The 12,386-nt window shown below is 35.0% G+C and carries 10 protein-coding genes; 5 read left to right on the forward strand and 5 right to left on the reverse strand.

Going from position 1 to position 12,386, the window contains the following annotated elements:
- Positions 1-22: 22 nt before the first annotated feature.
- Genes speB through ABVM49_RS12210 form a run of 4 tightly spaced genes read left to right on the forward strand, consistent with a single transcriptional unit; the run spans position 23 to position 3,774 of the window.
- A complete protein-coding gene (speB, locus tag ABVM49_RS12195) occupies positions 23-961 on the forward strand; it encodes an agmatinase (protein WP_405202169.1) in 939 nt (312 codons plus the stop codon).
- A complete protein-coding gene (locus ABVM49_RS12200) occupies positions 951-1,925 on the forward strand; it encodes a deoxyhypusine synthase family protein (RefSeq protein WP_405202170.1) in 975 nt (324 codons plus the stop codon). The genes speB and ABVM49_RS12200 overlap by 11 nt, the downstream gene beginning before the upstream one ends.
- Before the next feature lie 2 nt (positions 1,926-1,927).
- On the forward strand, positions 1,928-2,248 hold the full coding sequence (locus ABVM49_RS12205; RefSeq protein ID WP_405202172.1) for a hypothetical protein: 321 nt from the start codon (positions 1,928-1,930) through the stop codon (positions 2,246-2,248).
- The gene (locus ABVM49_RS12210) at positions 2,248-3,774 is read left to right on the forward strand and encodes a GNAT family N-acetyltransferase (RefSeq protein WP_405202173.1); all 1,527 of its coding nucleotides are present in this window, start codon (positions 2,248-2,250) and stop codon (positions 3,772-3,774) included. Before ABVM49_RS12205 ends, ABVM49_RS12210 begins: the two co-directional genes overlap by 1 nt.
- A gap of 57 nt (positions 3,775-3,831) precedes the next feature.
- Here the strand turns inward: ABVM49_RS12210 and ABVM49_RS12215 are convergent, their stop codons facing one another.
- Positions 3,832-5,187 (reverse strand): capsule assembly Wzi family protein, encoded by a 1,356-nt coding sequence (locus tag ABVM49_RS12215; protein WP_405202175.1) that lies wholly within the window; start codon positions 5,185-5,187, stop codon positions 3,832-3,834.
- A gap of 46 nt (positions 5,188-5,233) precedes the next feature.
- Between ABVM49_RS12215 and ABVM49_RS12220 the strand changes: the two genes are divergently transcribed.
- Entirely contained in the window at positions 5,234-5,956 is a 723-nt protein-coding gene (locus ABVM49_RS12220; protein WP_405202176.1) for a tyrosine-protein phosphatase, read from the forward strand.
- Positions 5,957-6,005: 49 nt separating this feature from the next.
- On the opposite strand, the gene ABVM49_RS12225 is transcribed toward ABVM49_RS12220, so the two are convergent.
- The 4 genes from ABVM49_RS12225 to ABVM49_RS12240 are packed head-to-tail and all read right to left on the reverse strand — an operon-like array spanning position 6,006 to position 12,368.
- Positions 6,006-8,399 carry a GumC family protein gene (locus ABVM49_RS12225; protein WP_405202177.1) on the reverse strand — a complete coding sequence of 798 codons (2,394 nt, stop codon included), beginning with the start codon at positions 8,397-8,399 and terminating at the stop codon, positions 6,006-6,008.
- Between the two features lie 9 nt (positions 8,400-8,408).
- Positions 8,409-9,182, reverse strand: coding sequence for a polysaccharide biosynthesis/export family protein (locus ABVM49_RS12230; RefSeq protein ID WP_405202178.1), 774 nt, complete (start codon positions 9,180-9,182; stop codon positions 8,409-8,411).
- Between the two features lie 30 nt (positions 9,183-9,212).
- Positions 9,213-11,219: an SDR family NAD(P)-dependent oxidoreductase gene (locus ABVM49_RS12235; RefSeq protein WP_405202179.1), complete on the reverse strand. Its 2,007-nt coding sequence runs from the start codon at positions 11,217-11,219 to the stop codon at positions 9,213-9,215.
- 3 nt (positions 11,220-11,222) lie between these two features.
- Positions 11,223-12,368 carry a DegT/DnrJ/EryC1/StrS family aminotransferase gene (locus tag ABVM49_RS12240; protein WP_405202180.1) on the reverse strand — a complete coding sequence of 382 codons (1,146 nt, stop codon included), beginning with the start codon at positions 12,366-12,368 and terminating at the stop codon, positions 11,223-11,225.
- Between the last annotated feature and the right edge of the window lie 18 nt (positions 12,369-12,386).

Genomic DNA, 12,386 nt, shown 5'->3' on the forward strand with positions numbered 1-12,386 from the left:
AACAAAATTTAAACAAATTACAATGAAATCTCAAAAAACGTATGCCGGTATAGATGAAAAATATGCCAGCGCCGAATCTTCAAAAATCGTATTAATCCCTGTCCCTTATGACGGTACTAGTACCTGGGGAAAAGGTGCAGATAAAGGTCCTGATGCCTTTTTACACGCATCTGAAAATATGGAGCTGTACGATATAGAGACAGATACAGAGGTTTATAAACAAGGTGTATTTCTTGCAGAAGCTCTTACGGGTCATAACACGCCAGAAGAAATGGTAGATGAAGTACACAAGGAGGTAAAAGATGCTATTTTACGCAATAAGTTTGTCACTATGATGGGTGGAGAGCACTCTGTATCTATAGGGTCTATACGCGCTTTTAATGAGTGTTATGATGACTTAACTGTACTACAACTAGATGCGCACACAGACCTGCGCAGGGAGTATGAAGGATCTGTATATAATCACGCTTGTGCGATGTATGAAGCAAATGAGACTACAAACCTTGTACAAGTAGGTATACGCAGTATGGACGCCTCAGAAAAAACAGTGCTCAATGAAGAAAACGTGTTTTATGCACACGATATGAGTACAGATGACTACTGGATGGATAATGCCATAGAGCTTATGACAGATAATGTATACATCACACTAGATCTTGATGCCTTAGACCCTTCTATTATGCCATCTACCGGCACTCCAGAACCAGGTGGACTTTTATGGTATGAGACACTTGAATTTTTAAGAAAGGTTTTTGAAGAAAAAAATGTGGTAGGCTTTGACATTGTAGAGCTATGTCCTAATCCCTCAGAAAAATCTTCAGACTTTCTAGCGGCTAAGCTTTACTATAAAATGTTGAGCTACAAATTTATGGAGCAAAGTGCAGATGAGGATAATGATAATCTCTATGCAAAAAATCAAAATACAATCACAAAGTTAAAATACGATCAAGATGAAGACTAAAGGAGCAATCTCTCAATTTATAGAGAAGTACTACCTACACTTTAACGCAGCCTCTGTAGTAGATGCGGCAAAGGCCTACGAGGAGCGACTTAATAAGGGCTCAAAAATGCTTGTATCTCTTGCAGGTGCTATGAGTACGGCAGAGCTAGGTAAAATATTTGCAGAGATGATACGTAAAGATAAAGTACAAATCATCTCTTGTACTGGTGCAAACCTAGAGGAAGATGTAATGAATCTTGTAGCGCACAGCCACTACGAGCGCGTGCCTAACTATCGTGATTTAACCCCACAAGATGAGTGGGATTTATTAGAACGTGGTTTGAACAGAGTTACAGATACGTGTATTCCAGAAGAGGAAGCCTTTAGGAGAATACAAGAACATATTGTAAAAATCTGGAAAGATGCAGAGGCTGCCGGTGAGCGTTACTTCCCGCACGAGTTTATGTATAAATTATTACTCTCTGGCGTACTTGAAGAATATTATGAGATAGACATAAAAGACTCGTGGATGTATGCTGCCGCACAGGCAAACCTACCTATCATAGTGCCAGGTTGGGAAGATAGTACAATGGGTAACATTTTTGCTAGCTACGTGATGAAGGGTGAACTTAAAGCAAGTACCGTAAAATCTGGTATTGAGTATATGACCTATCTAGCAGACTGGTATACGGCAAACTCAGATAACGGTATAGGTTTCTTTCAGATAGGTGGTGGTATCGCTGGCGATTTTCCTATTTGTGTTGTGCCTATGCTTTATCAAGATATGGATCGCACAGATACACCATTCTGGAGTTATTTCTGCCAGATCAGTGACTCCACAACTAGCTATGGTTCTTATAGTGGCGCTGTGCCTAATGAAAAAATAACCTGGGGTAAACTAGATATGAACACGCCTAAGTTTATTATAGAAAGTGATGCAACTATCGTAGCACCACTCATATTTGCTTACCTTCTAGATATGTAATTATGAAAAGCTCAAATAATCCAAACCTCAATAGAGTAATCGTAGACTTTAAGAAGTTAACTCCTGAGATACTTGCCCTAGTGGTCGAGAAGTATCCTTACGGTTATGATGATAGTGATATCATACGTTTTAGAAACGTAAAAGATGAACTAGTAAAGTGTATTGAAATTATAACAGAAGACACAAAGTACCTAGTAAAAATAAGTGCAAAACTAGAACGTGTGATGGAACAATATGATGAAGATGATTACGAGTCATACCAAGATAATGACTCCACAGCTGTACAAGATCCTTTTGACACAGACGAGGATATAAAAGAATAATGAAAACTGGAGATATACAACACATTGAGCTCAAGTATCTTGAGCTCAATGACTATCAAGAACTTAAAACGGCTATGATATCTGCATATACAAATATGCCAGATTCATACTGGGAAGAGAAACATATATCAACATTGATTAAAAAGTTTCCAAAGGGACAAGCGGTCATAAAAATTAATGGCCAAATTGCCGGCTGTGCACTATCTATCATTGTCAACTATGATGATTTTGAAGATGATCACACGTATAGAGATATTACTGGTAACTATACATTTTCTACCCACTCAGATGACGGAGATGTTCTTTATGGTATAGATGTATTTATCAAACCGACTTATAGAGGTCTACGCTTAGGTAGAAGGCTCTACGATTATCGCAAAGAGCTATGTGAAGAACTTAACTTAAAAGGTATCACCTTTGGCGGTAGAATGCCCAATTACAATCTTTATGCAGAAGACCTGAAACCTAAAGAATATATTGAAAAAGTCAAGCGCAAAGAAATTAATGACCCAGTACTAAACTTTCAAATCTCTAATGACTTTCACCCAGCAAAAGTTATGAGAGGGTATCTAGAAGGAGATAAAGCATCTGGAGAGTTTGCTATACTGATGGAATGGGATAACATTTACTATAAAAAACCATCTAGAAAAGCAGCTACAAAAAAATCAAATGTTCGTTTAGGGCTCATACAGTGGCAAATGCGGCCTTACAATAGCTTAGAGGAGTTACTTAACCAAGCAGAATATTTTATAGATGCTGTTGCTGGTTACAGATCTGACTTCGTGTTATTTCCTGAGTTTTTTAATGCTCCCCTTATGGCAAAAGATAATCATCTCAAAACGTCAGATGCAATAAGAAAACTTGCAAGGCATACGGAAGCTATAGTTCAGCAATTTTCAGAATTTGCAATAACCTATAATATCAATATTATAGCCGGTAGTATGCCCGAGATACGCGATGGACGCTTATACAATGTAGGTTATCTATGTAGACGTGATGGCAGTACAGAGCGTTATGAAAAACTACACGTTACTCCAGACGAGGCCAAAGTATGGGGTATGCAAGGTGGTACTGAACTTAAAACATATGATACAGATTGTGGAAAAATAGGAATATTAATATGCTATGATTCTGAGTTTCCAGAGTTAAGTAGACTACTAGCAAATGAAGGAATGGATATACTATTTGTTCCCTTTCTTACAGATACACAAAATGGATATTCAAGAGTGCGCCACTGCTCACAAGCAAGAGCTATAGAAAATGAATGTTATGTAGCAATTGCTGGTAGTGTAGGTAACTTACCTAATGTAGAAAATATGGATATACAGTTTGCACAATCTATGGTTTTTACTCCTTGTGACTTCTCCTTCCCTACCAATGGCATAAAAGCAGAGGCAACACCAAATACAGAGATGATATTAATAGCCGATGTTGACCTAGATTTACTAAAAGAACTAAATCAATTTGGCGCAGTAAAGAATTTACGTGACAGACGCACAGATCTTTTTGAAGTGGTTAGAAGGTAGGTAGAATACGCTTATAAGATTATTTTTATGAGCGTATTTTGATTAATAGAAGTACTATCAATCAAATGAAAAATTATAACCAAGCCCTACGGCATAGGTATTCTCAAAGTTATTTATAAAATCTGCCCCTCCATATAGAGTAAATGAGCCGAACTCCTTCGTTGGTAAGGTAAGTTCTCCTGATGTATAGACTAAACGCTGTCTTGGATAAATAGGTGCAGCATATGTACCTAAGCTTTCTTGATAAGTCCCTTTTACCTTATAATTAACCTTATAGATAGTACCAGACATTCCCAAGTGGTGAGCAATAACTCTATTACTTGCTGGAGTTGTAGTATTACCAAATGGGTTAATTAAAGGTAATCCCAATATAACCCCATTATAGGTCCAGCCAGACCTATATATACCATTTCTAAAATAATTATCACCACCACTCTGTTGATTAAGACCCTCGGTTGCTGTGGGACTACCACTCTGTGATATGGTTTGGATATATTCGTACGTAAAATTTTCTATAAAAGATGAAGCTTTTGGAAATACACTTACTCCCCACACACCATCTGGAAAATTATTAAGTTCACGACCAGATCGATCTTCAAATAAAGTATTGTGATACAATTTAAAGTTTATGTTTTTATATGTGCCGAGATATGCTAACTCATAAGTTCCTAGGTGATTTCCTAGAGCATTAATAGCTTCATTATCATTATCAATATCTCCTCCATTGGCTCCTGTAAATGTTCTAATAAATGCATTAAAATCACTGGGTAATTTTGTGCCATCACTCTGCCTACCCGCCCACTGTACGTAATGTCGCAAAGAAACGTGTAATGATGACCTATCCTGAATACGCCAATTTAATCCAAGTTTCTTATAATGCAATCTTGCATTATCAACCGAACGATCGTCATTAAATTGATAATGAGCTATCTCTGTATCAAATGAAATATTTTTAAAAAGCTTTATAGGTTTGTTATTTGAAAGAAATAAACCAGGAAGCGCGCGCGCATTTCCAGTAAAAAGAATGTTATTATTAATAACAGAATTTGATAATTCTGACTCTGGTAAACTTTTAGAACCTACTATTACCCTAATTAAGCTATTCTCATACTCTAGAAAGAGATCACTTCTTCTAATACTATTCTCAAATCCATCAGCAAAGTATCCCCCTACTCCAAGACTAAGCTTATATTTTTTTGCTAGTTTATATTCCGCTTTCGCGAAAGCGGAAACGCCATAATCACTATTCTCGCTAAGTAAACCTTGGGTATTAGTATGTAACCAAAATGGTAATCTGTCTGAATGTATAAAACTACGAGCACTAAAAGTCGCGTCAAAATCTAAGTTATTTTGGGCAAAAAGCGATAGATTTAGGAAAGATATTAGAATGATTATAATTGTGCTTCTTATCATAAGATGAAGGTACGAGTTTCTAAAATAATTAAGGTATTTTTACGCTATGTTTGGACTATTTAATAATAAAATATCATTTCTTGAGATCTGGTCTGGAACTCCTGAAATGCATTGTCACGTTTTACCTGGGATAGATGATGGTGCAAAGACTCCCGATCAAAGTGAGGAGCTTTTGAAAAAATATGCAGCTTTAGGTTGTACAAAAATTATAGCTACACCGCATACTATGGCGGGTATTTATGATAATACGCCAGAGATTATTAAAAGTGCATATGAAAGTATAAGTGACAAACAGGACATAGCTTTGAGTTATTCTTCTGAGTATATGCTAGACGAAAATTTTAGTAAACTTCTAGAAGAGGGTAATATTATACCTCTTTATGACAAGTATGTGCTTGTAGAAATGTCTTTTTTCCAACCTCCAGAAAACCTTTTTGAAATTATTTACAAAATAGGAACTTTAGGTTATATACCTGTTATGGCCCATCCTGAACGTTATGCTTATTATCACAAGCGCTTTGACATTTATCAAGAATTTAAACAAAAGGGTTGTTTGTTACAACTTAACGCCTTATCACTTACACCACATTATGGGGAGGGAGTACAAAAAATTGCCTTCAAATTACTTTCTGAAAACTTGTACGATTATATAGGTACAGATACCCATCGCATAGATCACTTAGAGAAAGTAGAGAGCTTTAAAATTCCAAAGAAGTATCAAGAAAATTTACAGACCATATGTGATTTTACTAGAAATGAAATATTATAAAAATAGCCTCTCAGAATTGAGAGGCTATTTTATAATAAACTAGTAGTAATTAAGATAAACCTAATCTATCTTTTAGTCTTTTAAATAAAGATTTTTTAGTCTGACCATAGCCGTAACCGTAACCATATTTACTACCATAACCAAAATTATTGATTTTAATACCATTTATTGCAAATGCAATATTTTTAAGCTTACCGTCCCTGTAAAGCTCTTTTGGGTACTCTAATAATTTTTTCTCTGTATAATCTGCTCTACTCACATATACTGTCATATCTGCATTTTGACTTATAAGTAATGTATCCGTCACAAGTAATGTTGGAGCTGTGTCTACCACTACATAATCATAGTCATCCTTAACCTCACTGATTAAAGTTTCAAAGCGTCCATTCATAAGAAGTTCTGCCGGGTTAGGCGGTATTCTACCTGATAAGATTAAATCTAGTTTATCACTTTGATTTTTGACCTCAAAGGTTATGGAATCTACATCTACTGTATCATCAAAAAGATATTCTGATAATCCAATAGTCCATATATTTTTATCTATGTATCTGTGAAGTTGCGGGTTCCTTATATCCGCTCCCACTAAAAGAACCTTTTTTCCTGTTGTAGCTAGCGATAACGCAAGATTGTAAGCAACAAATGTTTTACCTTCTCCCTTAATAGTGGATGTAACAAAAATAGTATTTCCGTTAACACTAGATGAACTTTTAATAAAGTAACCTAAGTTTGTTCTTAAAATTCTAAACGCCTCAGCAAGTACTGATCTATCATTGCTCGTAATAGTTTCACTCTCCTTACTATCTATAGTAGGTACCTCCCCTAAAATTGCAAGTTCTGGCAGTGCTTTCTCAATATCAAGGCGGTTATGAATTTTAGTATCTAATAGTGTTTTTACGTACACTATACCGAAAGGAATTAATAAGCCTAAAACCAAAGCACCCAAATAAACAATTTTAGGTTTAGGAGATATAGGCTGCCTTAAACTATATGCTCTATCAACAATTTTTGCCTTTGGTGTTGTTACGGCTAGAGAAATTGCAGTTTCTTCCCTTTTTTGAAGCAAATATAAATATAAGGCCTCCTTAATCTCTTGCTGTCTCATTATATCTCTAGCAGCTTTAGTGAGACTTGGTATAGCAGCAATTTTACCACCTATAGAACCACTTAGTCTTCTTAAGTCTCTATCTTCTATTTCTAGAGAAGTCTTAACATTGTCTAAACTAGAAGTTATACTCGATCGTAACTGCTTTAATTGATTATCTAAAGTAATTATAACAGGGTTTGCAGATGTGGAGCTTTTTAATAAACGTTCCTTTTCTAAAATCAAATTATTATATTCTTGTATTGATGTGGCAAGACCATCACCAGACAGACCTAAGTTTACTGGTAACAACTCATTATCAGAACCATTTTGCAAAAGTTCATTCATAGCACTAGCTAGACCAATTTTTGTTGAAACCTCTAGTCGTTTACGCTCAAGTTCTGTCTTACTTTGCAAAAACAATTGTCCTTCAGTAGCGATGTCAGTTACATTTTTATCTTCTCTAAAGTTTACGTTTTTTGTCTCTACCGAATCTAATTCACTTGTAATGATTTCTAATCTTCTATCAATAAATTTAGCAGTATTGGCCGATACTAGATTACGATCCTGTATAGCATCATTATTATAGACATCTATAAGCGTATTTAGTATAGCCTCGGACTTGTTTGGTGCAGAAGAATTAAAAGATATCTTTAGAACACTGCTATTCTTATTGGCTGCTTCAATATTAAGATTATTTTTTAAATCTATTACTGCTTGTGAAACACTAGATATACTCACAAGTATAAAGTCATTAAATCCCTTTTTATCACTTCTTCTAGAACGGATAGTTGTTGAATTAACTACTAGTTCTCCGAAATCCAAATTCAATATATCACCAAAACTATAAGTACTCTCTTGAGCATCTTCACTATCTTTTATGATGAATTCTTTAACTGAAATTGGCTTTATATAAAGAGACTTAAGAAAATATGGAGATGAATCTTTTAAAGAAACCACAGTTACTGTACAAGGTGTTTCTAAAAAGACCTCTGAGGATTTAACATTACCTTCCCTGTAATACTTAACATTCAAATTCAAATCCCTAACAACTTCTGATATGAGTCGTTTAGATTTTAATATTTCGATTTCATTTTCAAAATCAGACTTACTCAGTCCTGCTCCTCCAAGTCCTAAATCTTCAAATGCAGCGAGCTCGGAAAGAGAACCATTATTAGTGTCCTTTATTAAAATAGTTGCCTCACTCTGATATACATAGGTGCTATATCTTATATAGAGAAATGCCAACGATAAAAAAACTAATGCCGATAAAATAAACCAAGGTAAAAAACGGACATAAGGTGCAATTAATTCTTTAAGATTAAAATCTTCCTCTTTTATAGATGTTCTAAGTTCTGACATTATGTTGTATTATCGAGTAAGAATAGTAAGTACAGATATAACAATACCTGCAATTGAAATAAAAATTGTAGAGTTACGATTAAATGCACCACTTTGAACTTGCGCTTTATTTGGGGATACAATTACCACATCATTCTGTTGTAAGTAATAAAAGGGTGAATTAACCATATCAATACTTGTAAAATCAAGTTCTCCATAACTTTTTACTCCATTTTCTTCTCTTATTATTTTCACAGTTTTACGTTCACCAAATATGGTCATATCCCCTGCAAGGCCTAATGCTTCCAGAACTGTTATCCTTTCATTAGGAATTGTGAACGTTCCTGGACGTTGTACTTCTCCTAAAACTGAAATTGAAAAATTTAGAATACGAATATCTACAACGGCCTCTTTTGCATATTTATTAATCTCACCTTTAAGCAAAGCTATTGCTTCTACCCTAGTTTTATTCGCTATTTGTAGCCTCCCTATGAACGGAAATTCTATGTTTCCAGTAGAATCAACCAAATATGTACCAAGCCGGTCATTTGTGGTTCTTAAACCTGCTGAAACACCCGCCACAGGATTAAAGATGGCAACAGATTCTGGATCTTGTGACGAAACAGTAATGGATAGCAAATCATCAGGTCTTATTATCGTATTGTAATTAGTGTTATCCGTTTGATTATTTAAGGCTTCTATATCTTGAAAATATAAAACCTCTCTTTTTGAAATACACGAAGTACATACTAAACTGAATAAAAGAACAAGAGCAGTAATTCTGCTCAAAAATTTGATTGACATACTTATAAATTTGACTGCAAAAATACTACACTATCCCTCTTTAGACAATTGTTTTTCTGTCTTTATAAAAGAAGTATCATTATCAACCTCAATATCTAAAATTTCGTACTCAGAATTTTTGCTTTTAAATTCAGGAACTAAAGATTTCAATTTTGATACACTTATAGCATTATTATTTTTTATCGCGGCCTTAACAATTTTATTTATCGTTGTACTTATGTCATCAAAATTACTAGTAGAATCTTGGCTAATCATAATTTTCTCGTGATGAGTAGGCAATGTCTTGCTTTCATCACTTAACAATTCTTCATATAATTTTTCTCCAGGCCTAAGACCTGTGATTTTAATCTCTATATCTTCATTAACCGTATAGCCAGAGAGTTTTATCATTTTTTCAGCAAGATCCATAATTCTAACCGGTTCTCCCATATCAAAAATAAAAATCTCGCCACCTTCACCCATTGTTCCAGCCTCTAAGACTAGTTGACAGGCTTCTGGAATAGTCATAAAGTAACGAATAATATCGGGGTGTGTAATTGTAACAGGTCCACCACTTTCTATTTGTTTTTTAAATAATGGAACAACAGAACCATTAGATCCTAATACATTACCAAACCTAGTTGTAATAAATTTAGTGTACCTCTTTTTCCCTTTATCTTGTAAATCAAAAAATTTAGACTGCACATACATTTCTGCTGCTCTTTTTGTTGCTCCCATCACGTTAGTGGGGTTTACAGCCTTATCTGTACTAACCATCACAAAGTGACTAACCTTATATTTAGCCGCAATATCTGCTAGGTTTTTTGTACCGTAAACGTTTGTCAATATGGCCTCAGATGGATTATTTTCCATTAGGGGTACGTGCTTGTAAGCCGCAGCGTGATAAATAATATCAATCTTAAAAGTATCAAAAAGAATTCTTAACCTATTTCTGTTGGCGACATCACATATAACAAACTCAAAATCGACTTTAGGAAAGGAATTTTGCAATTCTAAGCTAAGTGAATGTAAAGGAGTTTCTGCTTGGTCTAGTACAATAAGTCTTTTGGGGTTATAGGATGCCACTTGCCTTGCTATTTCACTACCTATTGATCCTGCTCCTCCCGTTACAAGAATAGTCTTCCCTTTTATCTTACCCGACTTTACATTATCATTTAATTCTATTGGGTCTCTATTCAATAGATCTTCAATTTGAAGACTTTTTAATTGATCAGTAACTGTCGTTGTTTCACTCCAGTTTATAACCAGAGGTGAATTAAATACTTTAATATCGTGTTCTAAACACTCTTTAACAATAGAAAATCGTTCTTCGGCAGTCATAGAATTACCTGCAAAGACAATTGCTTCTGCTTTGAGTTTTTGTACTAAATGCTGAATGCTATTATCAAGCTCTAGTACAGGTTTGTCAAGAATTCTTAAACTCTTATTCTGTCTTTTTGAGATAAAACCCTTGATTATAAAACGCTGTGGATGCTCGATATCTAATGCTGCAGCTACAGATATTGCACCATCATCAACTCCTATAATTACGGCATTTATTATTTCTTCATTCTTTTGAGCAATTTTAAAACGCTCGTATAATTGTTTTACCGCAAGTCTAAAACTAAATAAAGCTGTAAAAGAAATAAATGAAAAAAGTATAAGGCCTGTATTTATAAAAATCTTTAAACTATAGAACTCTTGTAATATTAGATTAAGGACCATTAATAAAGAAAATGTAGCTATAGTCGCAAACATAAGCTTCATAGCATCCATAAATGAAGAATGCCTAATGAGGCCAGCGTAAGTTTTGAAAACTAATAAGAAAACAAAACTAACCCCTATTACAAGACTCAACTGCTGCCCATTTGTTATTACATCGAGCGGCTGAATATGTAAATCTAATAGTAAAAAATACGTAAGAAGGGCTGATACTAAAATTAGCAAAGTATCTATAAATAAGACGGCCCATCTAGGTAGATAACGTACATTACGTATATCTAGCTTATTGTCATCTGAAAATAATCTACCTATGGCCGCTTTTAATCTAGTTAACATTTATTAAGCGCTTTTGAATAATTCAAATATAACTTTTTGAATTCGTTCTCTATCATCATTTGTTAAGTTTGATCCAGAAGGAAGGCATAATCCAGTTTCAAATAGTTCTTCGGCTATACCTGACCCATAATAAGGAGCATCTTTAAAAATAGGTTGCAGGTGCATTGGTTTCCACAGCGGTCTTGATTCTATATCCGCTTTCGCGAAAGCGTGGCGCAAATCTTCTCTAGTAATTCCATTAGTCTTTGATGGATTAATTAAAATTGCCGAAAGCCAGTGATTACTAAAATAATCTGATGAAGGCTCTGAAAAGACAGAAACTCCTTCTATATTCTTGAATTGCTCTATATAAAATTCGTGCATCTTTCTTCGTAATCCAATGTGCCTATCAAGCACTTCCATTTGACCACGACCAATACCTGCAGAAATATTACTCAACCTATAGTTGTAACCTATAGTAGTATGTTCATAATGCGCAGCTTCGTCACGAGCCTGCGTAGCAAGAAAAACAGTTTGTTTTTTGTCTTCTTGGGAATGACAAACCATTGCCCCACCACCACTTGTAGTGATAATCTTATTGCCATTAAATGATAATATACCAAAGCGACCAAATGTACCGCACTTTTGGCCTTTGTAGGTAGAACCCAGAGCCTCTGCACTATCTTCAACTACAGGTATATCATATTTACTAGCAACCTTGTTTATTAAGTCTACCTGGTAGGGCATACCATAAAGATGTACGGCAACAATTGCCTTAGGTTTTTTACCCTGCTTGATTCTATGTTTTATGGCTTCTTCTAGATGAATAGGGCACATATTCCAGGTTGTAGACTCACTGTCTACAAGTACAGGCTTTGCTCCCAAATATTTTATAGGATTAATACTACCACAAAAGGTAAATGACTGGCAAATAACCTCGTCTCCTGCCTCAACACCACATTGTATTAATGCAAGGTGAATTGCTGCAGTTCCTGAGCTTAAGGCAGCAACGTGAGTATCCTGACCCTGATATAATTGCAGGTCATTTTCAAAACCATTAACATTAGGTCCAAGTGGAGCAACCCAGTTAGTATCAAAGGCTTCTGTTACGAAGTTACGCTCTGTACCTCCCATATGTGGCGATGAAAGCCAGATTTTTTGTTGAGACATATTATTATTTTGTATTTG

The organism is Dokdonia sp. LLG6352-1 (assembly GCF_045055815.1).
In the GTDB taxonomy this organism is placed as follows: Bacteria; Bacteroidota; Bacteroidia; order Flavobacteriales; family Flavobacteriaceae; genus Dokdonia; species Dokdonia donghaensis.